We start from the raw sequence: 15618 nt of genomic DNA on the forward strand, positions 1-15618 counted from the left end.
TGTGTTCCACATGTCTAGCAAGCAACAACCATCTGCTTCAATCAAAACAATGTATGCACTAATAGAAAATATTCCTGTACCAATACTTATTTTGAAATTACATAGCGATCTTACCATCTCTATATTTGATGCGAATAATGCTTGCGCGTCACACTTTGAGTATACAAAAAAAGAACTACTAAAGATTCCTCCACAAAAATTAGTAAACAAAGAAGCGTGGATTCATTTTAGTAATATGAAGGAGTTATCTGTTGATGAGGTGACAAATATAGAAACAACACACATCACAAAAAGTGGGATACCTATTCCTGTATCCGTCACACTCAAGCTTCAACAGATTGATCAATCAATCTATATCCTCACAACATTTCAGGATATAACTGACAAAAGGAATATAGAAGATCAACTCATGATTATCGACAAACAATTGCATTCCTTATTTCATTATAATCCTGACTTGATTTTTATGTTAGATAAAGAAGGTTTCTTTACTAATGTGAATCCAGCTAATAATAAAATTTTAAAATATACGGCTGCGGAAATGTTACAGATGCATTATAAAGATGTTCTGCATCCAAATGATTTAGAAAGAACGAATCATATTTTTGATCAAGTCTTAGCACACCAAACTGTACAAGAAGTATTAAAAGTCTATAATAAAGATAAAATGGTACTGCTCTTAGATATTACAGCTGTACCAATTATTATTGATAATGAAGTACGTGGTGTGATTGGTGTCGCGCGTGATATCACAGAAGAAAGACAAATGTCAGAACGATTGCAAATAAGTGAACAGCGATATAAATCTGTCTTAGAGAATAATATTGATGCGGTATTGTCTTTTGACTTATATGGTCGATTTACATATGTAAATAAAGCTACTGAGAATATGATGGGATACACAGAAGACGAATTAAGAGGGCAATATTTTCTCGATTATATCGTTCCTGAAGAACAAGCTAGGACTATTAGCGAATATAGTAAAGTATTAGAAGGCAATGCTATTCAATACGAAACTGTAATGTTTAATAAACAGAAAGAACGCATCTATCTACATGTTACTGTCATACCTATTAAGGTGCATGATGCAATTACAGGTGTGCATTGCATTGGTAAAGATATTACAGAAACCAAATTATTTGAAGAGAAACTCAATTATATGGCATACCATGATTATTTAACAGAATTACCGAACCAACACTTTTTTCATGCATCGTTAAAGAGCGCCTTGGAAAAAGCAAAACAATTAGATCTTAAGCTCGCTATTTTCTTCCTAGATTTAGATCGATTCAAAGCGATTAATGATTCATTAGGACATGACTTTGGGGATATCGTGTTACTTAAAGTTGCCAATAGAATAAAAGAAATTCTCCCTGCAAATGCAAGTGCCTATCGTTACGGCGGAGATGAATTTATTGTTTTAGTGGAAGATACAGATGCCCCTGAAACGAGAGAACTTGCGGAAAATATACTAGAAGAACTGTCTCAAGCATATATTTTGGACGATATGGAATTAGTTATTACGCCAAGTATCGGTGTAAGTATGTACCCATATGATGGTATAGAAAGTAAAATATTAATAAAAAAAGCAGACAATGCCATGTATCATGCAAAACGAATTGGTAAAAGTAATTATCAATTTTACAGTGAATCGATGCATAACAAAATTCCTGGTAACATTGAATTAGAATCACTTTTACGTAAAGCAATAAAACAAAATGAATTTTCACTATATTATCAACCTCAAATAGATCCGGTGACAAATGATATTTATGGTGCTGAAGCTTTAATTCGATGGGAAAATAAAGAACTCGGACTGATTTCACCTGGTGAATTCATTCCATTAGCAGAAGAATCTGGTTTAATTGTACCAATCGGGGAATGGGTAATGGATGAAGCTTGTCGCCAAAATAAAGAATGGCAAGACAAAGGCTACAAACCTTTTCGTATATCGATTAATCTATCTTTGCGACAATTTTACCAATCTGATCTTGTAAAAAAATTAGAACAGGTTATTACAAAATATCAGTTAGATCCACAATACTTAGAATTAGAAATTACAGAGTCTATGGCAATGGATGCGAATACTGCGTCTACTATTCTGCATGATCTAAAAAAAATAGGCGTGCACATTGCAATGGATGATTTCGGAACAGGTTATAGTTCATTAAACAATTTAAAGAAATTCCCGATAGATCATTTAAAAATTGATCAGTCCTTTATTCGTGATATGACAACAGATGCAGATGATAGAGATATTGTATCGACAATTATTATGCTTGCACATAACTTGAATATGAAGACAATTGCTGAAGGGGTAGAAACAAAAGAGCAGGCAGAATTTTTACACTCAATTAAATGTGATGCATTACAAGGATACTATTATTGCCGTCCATTACCTGCAAAAGACTTTCTAGATTATTTAACAGAACATTCGTAAACAATGAAACATCTCTTACACCATGATCGTATAAAGTAACGGTCATGGTTTTTTTAAATAAAAATAGCTAAGGAAAGGTAGATTGTATTGAAGAATAACAAGTTTCTCACGCTTATCTTTTCAACAAATATTCCAAAAATCGCTTTATTTTTAGGATTGATTGGTAGTTTAATCTCAACAATTGTCGGTCTTGCTATCCCTTTATTAACAAAGGAGATTGTCGACGATTTTGATGCAAGTTCGATTAGTACAATGATGATTGTCATTATTGTGGTTGTCTTTATAGCGCAAGCTGTCTTCGATGCGATTTCTACATACACATTAGCATATGTTGGCCAAAAAATTGTTGCTAATCTAAGAGAGACAATGTGGCTTAAGTTTATTTACCTCCCTGTGTCTTATTTTGACAAACACAAAAGTGGAGAATCTGTAAGTCGCGTTGTCAATGATACGAGTATTGTAAAAGACTTAATTACACAACATTTCCCACAATTTATTACAGGGATTATTTCCATTATTGGCGCCATTATTATTCTACTAATAATGGATTGGAAGATGACTCTACTCATGCTTATTGCTGTGCCAATTGCTGTCGTTATCCTCATGCCACTTGGAAGTAAGATGTCTAAAGTTTCTAGATCTCTGCAAGATGAGACCGCATCTTTTTCAGGAAGTATTCAACAAACATTAAGTGAAATTAGACTAATGAAAGCATCTAATGCAGAGAATTTTGAACAAAAGAAAGGATTTTCGAATATCCATTCCTTGTTTAAATTCGGATTAAAAGAAGCAAAACTATTTGCTTTAGTTGGTCCATTTATGTATTTAATCAATATGGTAGTATTTGCATTAATTATCGGTTATGGAGGAATTCGAGTAGCAGAAGGATCCATGTCAACAGGATCATTAGTCGCTTTCTTATTGTACTTATTTCAGATTATCTTTCCAATCACTTCAATCGCCATGTTTTTTACACAATTGCACAAAGCACAAGGTGCGACAGAACGCATTATTTCTATTCTTGACTTAGACATTGAAGAAACAGAGAAAGGCATCGATGTGGATATTAGTAATCAAACCATCCATTTTGACAGTGTGTCATTCCGATATGATGACTCTGAAGATGTCCTATCTAACATATCATTCGACGTAAAACCAGGTTCTATGGTTGCTTTCGCAGGTCCAAGTGGTGGTGGAAAAACAACTATCTTTGGCTTAATCGAACAATATTATCAACCAAATCAAGGTCAGATATTGATTGGTGATACAGGGATTCATACTATTTCTTTACAATCATGGCGTCGTCAACTTGGTTATGTATCACAAGACAGTCCGATGATGGCTGGAAGTATTCGTGAGAACTTATGTTATGGGTTAGAAGAACGCGAGGATATTACAGATGAGCGTTTGTGGGAAGTTGCGGAAATGGCATATGCGGACCAATTCATACGGGAGTTTTCGAATGGTTTAGATACAGAGGTTGGCGAACGTGGTGTGAAGTTATCTGGTGGACAGCGCCAAAGGATTGCTATCGCTCGTGCCTTTTTACGTAATCCAAAACTTCTATTAATGGATGAGGCAACAGCGAGTTTAGATAGCCAGTCAGAAGCCATTGTGCAAAAGGCGTTAAGTCGCTTAATGGATGGACGCACAACATTGGTCATTGCACACAGATTGTCGACGATTGTAGAGGCAGATCAAATTATTTTTATAGAAAAAGGACAATTAACTGGCATTGGATCACACGAACAATTAGTACAGACACATCCTCTTTATCGTCAATTTGCTGAACAACAGTTAACATAATTGGAACCGTAAGAAAGGGGAACACTGCATGATACCATTGTGGACAGAAGCAGAAGCGATGTTACAACAAATTCAGATTTACTCACATGCACAAAATAAACCAGTGACAATTAAAGGGAATGTTGACATGTTAACATGCATTGGTATTGGTACAGATGCAGCAGTATTTCAATACCATCCTTATCCACAATATGCTTTTAAGTTATATGCTCCGAACAAATTAGAGCAGATAGAAAAAGAAGTAAAGACATATGAGCAATTAAAAGGTTCTCCCTACCACCCAACATATTACGGTAGAGGGAACAATTATATCGTCATATCGTACGAAGAAGGTGTGACTTTATATGATTGTTTATTACGTGGAATTACTATTCCTAAGCATATAGTAGAAGAAGTGGATGAAGCAATCGAATACGCACGTAAAAAAGGTCTGAATCCACGGGATATTCATTTGAAAAATATATTACTACAACATAATCATGCAAAATTGATTGATGTATCCGAGTATAATGAACCAGGAAATGATGATAGATGGAAACATTTAAAAAAGGGATATGATAACTACTACCATCTAATCAGTGGCAAATCTGTCCCATCTTACATCGTCGAAACTGTTGTGAAATGGTATCAACATTATCAAATAACAGAAGCGACGTTCGATGAATTTACACAACATGTATCGAAGTTAATTAATTTTAAGAAATGAAAAACAACCCATGTATTCCATTTTACGAATACATGAGTTGTTTCTTAAATACCTAAAATATTGTAACCTGAATCGACATAAATAATTTCACCTGTCACACCTCTGGATAAATGACTCATCATTGCCATTGTCATGTCTCCTACTTCCTCTTTTGTCACATTTCTCTTTAATGGTGATTCTTGCTCAATTCTAGTTAATACGTCATTAAATGATGGTACACCTTTTGCTGCTAACGTACGGATTGCACCTGCAGATATTGCATTCACACGAATATTGTCTTCTCCTAATTCTGTCGCTAAATATTTAACAGATGCTTCTAGAGAAGCTTTTGCAACACCCATTACGTTATATCCTTTTACTACACGCTCAGCTCCTAAATAGCTCATTGCAATAATCGAGCCACCTTCTGACATATATGGCTTTGCCGCATTCGCAACAGCTATCAATGAATAGGCACTCGTATCTTGCGCAAAAGCGAAACCATCTCTAGATGTCTCCACAAATTTTCCTTTCAAATCCTCCGCATGTGCAAATGCAATCGAATGTACGATTCCATGAACAACACCAAAATCCTTTCCAATCGTTGCAAATGTTTCTTTGATACTTTCATCACTATTTACATCACACTGCAAGACTGCCTTTGCATCTACTGTTGAATTCTCTAATAATTTCGATAGTTTTTTATACGAACGTTCTTTTCTGTAGGTAAAAATTAAATTTGCTCCTGCATTGTATAAGGATTCTGCTACCCCCCATGCAATACTACGTTCATTTGCTACACCCATAATTACGATATTTTTGTCTTTTAACTGTAATAAATCCTTCATTGTTTCCTCCTAAAGTTACTCATAAATCCCATATGTTTTACTTACTTCTTGTACAAAGATAATACCATTTCCTGGTTCATCGATTTTTAATTTTTCTCTAATTTTTGTTACGATATTATCTGTTGTCTGCACATCTGATAATATTAACACAATTTCTTTCTCTGGCTCAATATCCATCGAAAATAATTTACTCGTTTCGTGTACACCAGCACCTCTTGCATTAATAATCGTCCCGCCTTTTGAACCTGCCATTCTTGCGGCACTTATCACTTCTTCTGCATTTCCTTTATCTACTACAACCATAATATTTTGAAACATTGTATCTCCTTCACCTCTTTCTATTCCGTCATCTATTTGACATGTTGATGTCCCCATTAAATTAACGATTGGTGTGGTGAATGCTATTCCATGATTCGGCTTATCTAACTCTAATTTAATATTTAAGTGTTGTAATGCCTTCTCTGTTGTTTGCTTATTCGCTATCATTAAGACTATTTCTTTTCTCACATCTGAAATAGCAAATAAGTTTAGCAATTTATGATGAACAGTGCCTTTTCCAAGCATAATCGTTCCGCCTGTTACACCGACACTTTTGGCTAATTTCATAACTTTACTTCCAAGACCATACTTCACAATGACATACATTAAATAAAAATGTGGTGTTTGATGTGTCATTACAGAATCTTAAACCTCCTTTTTCGATTTCCATTTGAAAATCAATCCAAGTAACTGTAACATGATGAGCGGAGTCAGAGCTACCATTGCGATCATTCCAAATCCATCTACAATCACATCTGCTCCCTCAATTGCTTCCGCTGCCCCATGTGTAAAGGCTAATATAAATGTAGCAGTCATAGGTCCTGATGCTACTCCACCTGAATCAAATGCAATCCCAACAAATAACTTTGGTGTAATATACATAAGCAAGATAGCAATAAGATAACCTGGTAATAAATAATGCCACAATTGCAAATCAGGAATAAGGATACGTAACATAGATAATGCGATAGCAATTCCTACACCTATTGCTAATGCGAATAGTACGACTTTTCGCTTCACATATCCACTTGTTACATCTTCTATCTGATTTGTTAAAACATACACTGCTGGTTCAGCTAAAATAGTAACAATCCCTAAGATAAATCCAATACTCACAATATATGCTTTATTATCTAACAATGCAAGGCTATATCCTAATTCTGTACCAAGTTCCATAAATCCTGCATTCACTCCGACAAGAAATAAAACTAAACCGATAAACGTAAATAAAATCCCCATGATAATTTTATAGAAATTCGACCTTGATAGTTTGAATGAAATCATTTGAAAAATTAAAAAGATAAGTACAATTGGTGTTAGTGCAATCAATACTTCTTGAATAATATGACCCGCTTCATATAAAAATGGACCAAATATCGATGATGATGCTTGATGTCCTTCTTCTATTGATCCTTCAAGTTCATTTGCACCTGAAATGATGTTTAATAACATCACTGTCATAATCGCACCGATAGAAGCAATTGCTACAAGTCCAAAACTATCTTTCTCTGATGCTTTACTATCTTTTTTCAATACAGAAATACCAATAGATAATGCTAAGATGAATGGAACAGTTAAAGCACCAGTCGTCGCACCAGATGCATCAAAGGATATAGCTAAGAATTCTTTTGATGTAAATAGAGCTAATACTAAAACACCTAGGTATAGAAATGTTAATAATTTAAATAATGGAATGTTATACACAATTCTAACAAGACCTATTGCTAACAAAACCGCAATCCCTATTGATACAACAACAACAATTAAAAATTTTGGAATGGCTCCACCTGTCACTGTTTCCACTTGACCTGCTAGTATATGTAAGTCTGGTTCTGCAATGGAAATAAAGAACCCTAAGAATATTCCTGCAATAATTACAATACTAAGTTTATTCGTCTTTGCAATTGCCTTCCCCATATAATTACCGATTGGTGTAATTCCTATATCCACCCCTAACAAGAAAATAGATAAACCGATAATAATGAACAGCGCACCAATAAGAAATCGAACAATTAATACAGTATCTAGTGACACAAGTGTAAAGTTTAATAACACAACAATTACGGTAATAGGTAATACTGCGATGATCACCTCTAAGAGTTTTGACCAAATGATGCCCAAATGTCATTCATTCCCCTCTATATAGTAAACTTTATTTTTAAATTATTTTGAAAATTTTAATGATGAAGAATCGTAATTGATTGAGTAATGCGGAATAAGTGTTACATCCTAATTATAACATAATCTTTTTTGTCCATTTAAGCATATGCTAAAGAGAATTTAACATATAAAAAAAGCAGTTTTGTTAAAGTACAAAATCACCCTTTTAACAGAACTACTTTTTTATATATTATTCATTTATTGATTAACCGTTGTAGCAAGAGAGATGGCCATTTCTGGATAGTCTGTAATAATTGCTTCTACACCTAATTGAAGCAACTTCTTCATTTCTTCTTCTTCATTCACTGTCCATACACGAAGCTTAGGTGCCAATTCCTTAAAGAAATGGTATGGATCATGTAAAATTAAGTCTTTATCGATATGAATGCTTTCTAAATCAAATGTATCGATGTAATCTAATGGATTGGAAATGAGTTGATTTAATAATAAAGCAATCTGCGCATCATTATCTTCTTGCTTCAATCTTATTAAACTTGGCAAATGGAAGGAAGAATAAACAACTCTTCTTTCACCAGCATATTCATGAACGATATTCACTAATTTGCGTTCGATACCTGGATATGTGTGAATATATGTTTTCAGTTCAATATTCAATTCAATATTTGTGTGTTTAAGTAATTCTAATACTTCTTGCAATGTTGGGATTCGCTCTTCATCCCATGATTGGGTATAGTTTGCGAAAGTATTAAATTTCACTCCTGTGCTATATTGTTTTAATTCAGCTAATGTCAGATCTTTAATCGAACCCGCCCCATTTGTTGTTCGCTCTAGTGTCTCGTCATGTATGACAACAATCTCTCCGTCTTTTGTCATATGTACATCAAGCTCTAATCCTTCTACACCTGATTCAATCGCTTTTTGAAAACTTAGCAATGTATTTTCAGGGTATGTGCCTTTACTTCCACGGTGTCCATAAATTTTTGTCATTAGAACCATCCCTCCATGATTTTATGGTTAAACAAGCCAGTAAAGACAACATCTCTACTGGCTTGTTCTTGCATTATTCCCCGCGTGCTGCGTTTGCGTTCTTCACTGATTGATTTAATTGCTCCACTGCAGTGTTATATGCTTCATCTACTTTTCCACCATTATAAACCGTTTCTAACGCTGTTTCAATAATACGGCGACCTTCTGGAATCATGTCCATAATCGCACCTTGTGTAGCATATGACGATTTTGTTGATTGTAATTGATCAACTGTCACACGCAATTGTGGCATTGTTTCATATGCATCTTGTACAATTGATTCGTTATATGCTTCTGGATTGATTGCAAAATATCCAGTTCCTACATGCCATTCTGCTTGCACTTCTTTCGTTTGTAAATACTTCATAAATTCCCAAGCAGCGTCTTTTTCTGCTTGTTCTTTTCCATCTACCATCCATAAACTCGCACCACCAATTACAACACCTTCACGTTCTGTTGACTCTGGATGTGGAATAAATGCGATACCTACATCAAATGACGCATTATCAATTACATCACGTGCACTTGCAGAGGATTGCATAAACATTGCTACATCTTCTGCTAAAAAGCCTGATACCATATTATCGCCATTTGTCCCATAATTTGCAAACGTATCATCTTCTATCATTTGATTTACCCAGTTAAAAATTGATTTACCTTGTTCTTCTGTAAATCCAATTTCTGTCGGTGTATCTGTACGACCATTGTCATTATTCATTAACAATGCACCTTGATTTGCTAATAGTTGTTCAAATAACCAACCATATGCTTGTAATGCAAAACCTTTCATTTCTGGATTGTTTTCTTTAATTTTCTTGCTTGCTTCTTGAATCTCTTCATATGTTGCTGGTGGATTTTCAGGATCTAGTCCAGCTGCTTCAAATGCGTCTTTATTATAATACATTACTGGTGTCGATGAATTGAATGGCATCGAATAAAATTTGCCATCGATTTTGTAATAATTAATAATATTTTCTTCTAAACCTGACATATCATACCCGTCTTTATCTACGTAATTCTGGATTGGTTCAATTTGGCCACTATTGATCATAGACATTGTACCGATTTCAAATACTTGAATCATTGTTGGTGCGCTATCTGTACCTGCTACTGTATGAAATTTTGTTAGTGCTTCATCATATGTACCTTGATATTCTGCATTTACTTGAATCTTGTCTTGTGAACTATTATAGTCATCTACAATTTTATTTAAAGCTTCTTGTGCAGCCCCACCCATTGCATGCCAAAATGTGACTGTTTGCTTCTCATCTGATTCTTGAGCTTCATTATTGCTTTCTTGATTCGTCTCACCTTCTGTAGCTTGATCCCCTTCACTTGCATCGGCATCATTTGAACTACATGCGATCATTGTAATACTACAAATTAATAATATACATGCTACTAACCACTTCTTCATCATTCCATCTCCTTTTTTTGTATTACTAAAAAATTTATTTGAGTGCGCCTTCTGCCAATCCTTGTTGCAGTTTCTTTTGACCGAGGAATAACAAGATTAATGTAGGTAATACTACAATAATTGCTCCTGCCATAATTACCCCCCACTCATTTAATTGCTCTTGGGATTGTAATTGACGCAAACCAATCTGTACTGTTCTAGTTGTATCATCTGTTGTTGTTAATAATGGCCACAAATACATATTCCATGATGTTAAAAATCCATAGACACCTAATGTAAGTAGGCTTGTTCGTGCTACTGGAAGTACGATTGTTAAGAAGAACTTAAAATCTCCTATTCCAGCAATTTCACTTGCTTCCTTCAACTCTTTCGGAATTTGTTTAAAGCTTTGCCTTAATAAAAATGTACCAAAGGCCATTGCAAAAAATGGTAGTGTTAAACCTGTGTATGTATTAATCCAACCCATATCTCGAATTGTTTGGAAGTTAGGAATAATCGATGCTTCAAATGGCACCATCATTGTTGCGATGAAAACAAAGAATAAAACATCTCGACCTTTGAATTCTAAAAAGACAAAAGCATATGCTGCTAAACTACATAAAACTAACTGTCCAAGCATGATTACAATAGAGACAATTAAACTGTTAAGTAAGAAATCTACTAAAGGGAATCTTTCAAAAACTTTAACATAGTTATCGAATGTGATTGATGTCGGTATAATATGACCTGTCATAATATCTTTATTTGACATAAAACTCATCGAAAATGCGATTAGAGCAGGTGCAAATATTAACAATGCAGAAACCGTTAATAATAAGTAAAAGACAATTTTTTGGTATTTAGGTATTGTCATTGATAATGCACCTTCCTTTCTCCTAATTTAAATTGAATTAAAGTAAGGATTAAAATAATGACAAACAAAACGATTGCTTGTGCACTTGCTGCACCATGCTGATAATTCATGAATGCTTCTTGATAAATAGAATAGACAATTACATTTGTTTCATTTTGTGGTCCACCTCGTGTTAACATATCTATTTGGCCAAATGTTTGAAATGCATTGATAAATGAAACAGTAATCACGAAAAATAATGTTGGCGAAAGCATTGGAATTGTAATTCGAAACAATTTATACACATAACTTGCTCCATCAATATCTGCACTCTCATATAAATAACTATCAATGGATTGCAGTCCACCAAGTAAAATCAAGAAAGTAAAGCCAATATTCATCCATATTGTTGATATCGATACAGAAAAGAGTGCCCATTCTGGATCTGTTAACCATCCAATCGCTTCTATGCCAAATACATCTAGGATTTGATTGAGCCATCCAACTGTTGGGTGAAATAAAAACATCCAAAATACTGAAGCTGCTGCAACAGAAATCCCCATTGTCGAAGAGAAAATGGTACGAAAGATTCCCACACCTCTTAATTTTTCATTTGCTAGTATTGCAAGAAATAAACTAACGATAATCGTTCCAGGTACTGTGTACAATACAAATAAAAATGTAACTTTTAAACTTTGAACAAATAATGGTGAAGTAAAGATTGCTTTATAATTATCTAATCCGACAAATACGGTTGTCGCCCCACTACTATTTGTTAGGAAAAAACTTAAATACATCGTCTTAAACATTGGATAAAATAGAAAGACAGTAAACAGAATGATGGATGGGGATAAGAAGAGCATCCCTTTTGCAAAAGATTTCATTCTTTCTATTCTCTTAACTTTTACAAATTCTTTCATATAATTTTGTTCTTTATGTGCGAGTACTTCACTCATATTGCTACAACCTCTTTTTCTTGATTCACAATATTTGCTGGTTTGATTAGTTTAGTAGATTTAGAATCAAAAAAGTTCATATAATCAATGGATAACTTAACAGGAATGTTATCTCCAACTTCTACCTTCCATTGTCCTAACCACTTCGCTGTCCATAACTGTTTGCCAACTTCAAATGTTAGTAATGTTTCGTTTCCTAAGTGTTCGACATTAACCACTTCTAACATATGTGATTTTGTTTCTTCTGTAGCATGAAAGACATGCTCTGCCCGAATCCCTACAGTTAAATGTTCTTTTTGAATCATATTTTGCATTGCTGTCACATCAATCGGAATGTGGATTGTATTTTCGATAATTAGTTGTTTATCAGCAATCACTGCTTCACCTAAATTGATTTTTGGTGACCCAATAAAGGAAGCTACAAATAAATTTGCTGGTTCATTATATAAAGTGATTGGATCGCCTACTTGTTGGATTATTCCATCATTTAAAACCATTATTCTGTCACCCATTGTCATTGCTTCTACTTGGTCATGTGTTACGTAAATCATAGTTAGTCCTAAGCGTTTTTGTAATCTTCTTATCTCCATACGCATATGTGCTCTTAATTTTGCATCTAAATTGGATAATGGTTCATCCATTAGGCAAAGTGGTGCATGACTTACAACAGACCGAGCTAATGCAACACGTTGACGTTGACCACCAGACAATTGCTTTGGTTTTCGTTTAAGTAATTCTGTTAATCCCATCATTTCTGCTGCATCCATTAATCTTTTCTGTTGTTCTTTTTTGTCGACTTTTTTCGCACGTAATCCGAATAAGATATTTTGCTCAACAGTTAAGTGTGGGTATAATGCATAATTTTGAAATACCATCGATAGATTACGGTCCTTTGGTCTTAAGTGATTAACAATTTTATCATTGATTTGTAATACACCACTTGATATTGTTTCAAGTCCTGCAATCATGCGTAATAATGTACTTTTACCAGAACCAGATGGACCAACTAGAACAAAAAACTCGCCTTGTTTTATCTCTAAATCAATACCATCTAATACATTTTTTTGATGATCATATGTTTTTTTTATATTTTCCATTACAACAATACTTTGCAACATAGTAACCTCCCCCGATAAAACTCAACTTCTCATGTGTACGTATGGAACAAATGACACGCACATTTCACTCACATCCCTATCTTAGTACAAAAAAAATTACTTTTGTTTATATTTACAAAAGCTAAACAAATTCTCTAATCTAATGAAACAAAACTAATATTCAGTTAAAAAAATTAATATTCACTATACAATTAATATTTGAGCAATGGTATGTGATGTAGAAACAAAAACGATATCACAATAACTAATTATTCTGTGAAATGATTTGTGTGCGTATGACTCGCTCCGGCTTGCCCACTCCCCTTTCCATGGGCTTTTTCCTTCAACTAACTTTTCCAAGCAAAAATCGCTTGAAAAAGTGGATTTTCAGGAAAAAGGGTCCCATAGGAGTGGGAGTGTGCGCCTGCGCTTAGTGGAGGTCTACAATGTTTGGAAGTGCTTATATTTTGATTTGTTACATATAAACATTTATTTTTTGATCATGATAAGTAATCTAAAGACAAAATTATAATCAATATGAATAAAGCCAACGTTATTATGGTCACGTTAATTGTAGAGTAAAAATAATGAAGATGTCTGTTTCCACTACTACTGGGAAAAACCCACGGAAAGGGAAACGGACAAGCCAGAGCGGTTACAAAGCACATATCGAAGCTCAAAGTTACCAGATACTATTACATCTCACTTTCCTTCTAAATACGCACAAAATCCAAACCATTCGGTAACTAGCTTTCGAATGGTTTGGATTTTTGTAATGAAAGAATTCTTTTGTCTTTTTCTATTTGATTATGTCCCGCAATACGTATGCTGAGGTCGCAAAGCTTTTGGTGGGAGCGATGCATATTCTTTCTGATCTGTTGTATGTGCAAAAGGTTTGGTGATTACTGCTAAGAGATCTCGTAATGGTTTGTCATCATGGTGAGATACTGCTGCTGTAATTGCATCTTCCACATGATGATTACGTGGAATTATAGCAGGATTGTGTTGTTTCATCATTTCTTTTACAGCATCCACCCGTAATTGTTGACGAGTCATACGTTCTTGCCATTTTTTGTACCATTGCTGAAACGCTTCTATTTGAAATAACACCATACTTGTTCGATCATCCATAGTCAGTGCTACAAATGTATTTGTATAATCAGCTTGATACTCGTGCATCAGTTCTAATAACTCACGGATTAATGTTGCATCTTCGTCCTCTTCTGTTTGTAACCCGAGCTTCTTACGCATGCCACCTAACCATTCTTCATGAAAATGGTCTGGAAATTCACTAATCGCTTTTTGTGCTAATTCCAGTGCTTGCTCTTCGTTTTCATCTATTAATGGTAATAATGTTTCAGCGAAGCGTGCGACATTCCAACCGCCCATATTTGGTTGGTTTCCATACGCGTACCTGCCAGTATGATCAATCGAGCTAAATACGGTTTTCGGATTATATTCATCCATAAATGCACATGGTCCATAATCAATTGTTTCTCCACTAATTGTCATATTATCTGTATTCATCACGCCATGAATAAATCCAACAAGTTGCCATTTTGCAATTGTTTGTGCTTGTTTTTTTACAACCTGCTTAAGCAATTGCAAATAACGATCTGGTTCCTTTAATAGTGTAGGGTAATGTCTTTCAATAGTATAATCTGCTAATACTTGTAGCTCTTGTATACCTCCAAACGAACGAGCATATTGAAACGTTCCAACTCGAATATGACTTGATGCGATTCGAGTCAAAACTGCCCCCTCCATCTCTACTTCTCGCCTTACTTCTTCACCTGTTGTGACAACAGCTAGACTTCGGGTTGTGGGTATGTGTAATGCATGAATCGCTTCACTAATTATATACTCACGTAACATAGAACCAAGTGTTGCTTTCCCGTCTCCGCCTCTTGAAAAAGTGGTTTTACCTGATCCCTTTAATTGAATATCATATCTTTCATTGTTATGTGTGACATGCTCTCCTAATAGCATTGCTCGTCCATCACCAAGCATCGTAAAATTACCGAATTGATGTCCTGCATATGCTTGCGCAATTGGAGTAAGGCTTGTTTCTTTATAATTTCCTGACAAAATTGAGATTATTTCTTGCTTTTTCAAATATTGAATGTCTAATTCTAATACTTTTGCTAAATCTTCATTCAAGATGCGTAATTGTGGTCGAATGGGATCTGCATTATCTACATTCGAATAGAAAAATGATGGCAATTTACGATAGCTATTGTAAAAGTTAAATCCAGCCTCTTCTAATAACGACATTCTATCTTCCTTTCCGTGTGCATGTTATTCATTATCATTTGTTGCTATCCTATCATTATGCATAAGTGTAACAGAGT

Annotated in this window: 12 protein-coding genes; 3 read left to right on the forward strand and 9 right to left on the reverse strand. The window is 34.5% G+C overall.

What is annotated here, in order from left to right; all coding sequences use genetic code 11:
- Nucleotides 1–10 precede the first annotated feature (10 nt).
- From ACFOZ1_RS13885 to ACFOZ1_RS13895, 3 genes are all read left to right on the forward strand, one after another.
- Nucleotides 11–2440, forward strand: coding sequence for a sensor domain-containing protein (locus ACFOZ1_RS13885; RefSeq protein WP_390200243.1), 2430 nt, complete (start codon nt 11–13; stop codon nt 2438–2440).
- An 87-nt stretch (nt 2441–2527) separates the two neighbouring features.
- Nucleotides 2528–4246 carry an ABC transporter ATP-binding protein gene (locus tag ACFOZ1_RS13890; RefSeq protein ID WP_390200244.1) on the forward strand — a complete coding sequence of 573 codons (1719 nt, stop codon included), beginning with the start codon at nt 2528–2530 and terminating at the stop codon, nt 4244–4246.
- Nucleotides 4247–4274: 28 nt separating this feature from the next.
- Nucleotides 4275–4952, forward strand: a complete 678-nt coding sequence (locus ACFOZ1_RS13895; RefSeq protein WP_390200246.1) for a serine/threonine protein kinase — start codon at nt 4275–4277, stop codon at nt 4950–4952.
- A gap of 44 nt (nt 4953–4996) precedes the next feature.
- Here the strand turns inward: ACFOZ1_RS13895 and fabI are convergent, their stop codons facing one another.
- The 9 genes from fabI to ACFOZ1_RS13940 form a co-directional block, all read right to left on the reverse strand.
- A complete protein-coding gene (gene fabI, locus ACFOZ1_RS13900; RefSeq protein ID WP_390200248.1) occupies nt 4997–5779 on the reverse strand; it encodes an enoyl-ACP reductase FabI in 783 nt (260 codons plus the stop codon).
- Between the two features lie 15 nt (nt 5780–5794).
- The gene (locus tag ACFOZ1_RS13905; RefSeq protein WP_390200250.1) at nt 5795–6454 is read right to left on the reverse strand and encodes a P-II family nitrogen regulator; all 660 of its coding nucleotides are present in this window, start codon (nt 6452–6454) and stop codon (nt 5795–5797) included.
- 9 nt (nt 6455–6463) lie between these two features.
- Nucleotides 6464–7939: a DUF1538 domain-containing protein gene (locus tag ACFOZ1_RS13910; protein WP_390200251.1), complete on the reverse strand. Its 1476-nt coding sequence runs from the start codon at nt 7937–7939 to the stop codon at nt 6464–6466.
- A gap of 237 nt (nt 7940–8176) precedes the next feature.
- Nucleotides 8177–8926, reverse strand: coding sequence for a glycerophosphodiester phosphodiesterase (locus tag ACFOZ1_RS13915; RefSeq protein ID WP_390200253.1), 750 nt, complete (start codon nt 8924–8926; stop codon nt 8177–8179).
- A 73-nt stretch (nt 8927–8999) separates the two neighbouring features.
- Nucleotides 9000–10385: an ABC transporter substrate-binding protein gene (locus ACFOZ1_RS13920; protein WP_390200255.1), complete on the reverse strand. Its 1386-nt coding sequence runs from the start codon at nt 10383–10385 to the stop codon at nt 9000–9002.
- A 31-nt stretch (nt 10386–10416) separates the two neighbouring features.
- Nucleotides 10417–11235, reverse strand: a complete 819-nt coding sequence (locus ACFOZ1_RS13925; RefSeq protein WP_390200257.1) for a carbohydrate ABC transporter permease — start codon at nt 11233–11235, stop codon at nt 10417–10419.
- Nucleotides 11232–12134, reverse strand: coding sequence for a carbohydrate ABC transporter permease (locus ACFOZ1_RS13930; protein ID WP_390200512.1), 903 nt, complete (start codon nt 12132–12134; stop codon nt 11232–11234). The genes ACFOZ1_RS13925 and ACFOZ1_RS13930 overlap by 4 nt, the downstream gene beginning before the upstream one ends.
- Nucleotides 12135–12166: 32 nt before the next feature.
- On the reverse strand, nt 12167–13267 hold the full coding sequence (locus tag ACFOZ1_RS13935; protein WP_390200513.1) for an ABC transporter ATP-binding protein: 1101 nt from the start codon (nt 13265–13267) through the stop codon (nt 12167–12169).
- Between the two features lie 807 nt (nt 13268–14074).
- A complete protein-coding gene (locus ACFOZ1_RS13940) occupies nt 14075–15541 on the reverse strand; it encodes a protein adenylyltransferase SelO (protein ID WP_390200259.1) in 1467 nt (488 codons plus the stop codon).
- Between the last annotated feature and the right edge of the window lie 77 nt (nt 15542–15618).

Source organism: Gracilibacillus marinus (assembly GCF_042651725.1).
Taxonomy (GTDB): Bacteria; Bacillota; Bacilli; order Bacillales; family Amphibacillaceae; genus Gracilibacillus; species Gracilibacillus marinus.

Bases quoted from the DNA above. Each gene is read 5' to 3' on its own strand.
- ACFOZ1_RS13920 (WP_390200255.1), bottom strand. From the start codon at position 10,385: ATGATGAAGAAGTGGTTAGTAGCATGTATATTATTAATTTGTAGTATT.
- ACFOZ1_RS13895 (WP_390200246.1), top strand. From the start codon at position 4,275: ATGATACCATTGTGGACAGAAGCAGAAGCGATGTTACAACAAATTCAG.
- ACFOZ1_RS13885 (WP_390200243.1), top strand. From the start codon at position 11: ATGTCTAGCAAGCAACAACCATCTGCTTCAATCAAAACAATGTATGCA.
- fabI (WP_390200248.1), bottom strand. From the start codon at position 5,779: ATGAAGGATTTATTACAGTTAAAAGACAAAAATATCGTAATTATGGGT.
- ACFOZ1_RS13925 (WP_390200257.1), bottom strand. From the start codon at position 11,235: ATGACAATACCTAAATACCAAAAAATTGTCTTTTACTTATTATTAACG.
- ACFOZ1_RS13935 (WP_390200513.1), bottom strand. From the start codon at position 13,267: ATGGAAAATATAAAAAAAACATATGATCATCAAAAAAATGTATTAGAT.
- ACFOZ1_RS13940 (WP_390200259.1), bottom strand. From the start codon at position 15,541: ATGTCGTTATTAGAAGAGGCTGGATTTAACTTTTACAATAGCTATCGT.
- ACFOZ1_RS13915 (WP_390200253.1), bottom strand. From the start codon at position 8,926: ATGACAAAAATTTATGGACACCGTGGAAGTAAAGGCACATACCCTGAA.
- ACFOZ1_RS13930 (WP_390200512.1), bottom strand. From the start codon at position 12,134: ATGAAAGAATTTGTAAAAGTTAAGAGAATAGAAAGAATGAAATCTTTT.
- ACFOZ1_RS13905 (WP_390200250.1), bottom strand. From the start codon at position 6,454: ATGACACATCAAACACCACATTTTTATTTAATGTATGTCATTGTGAAG.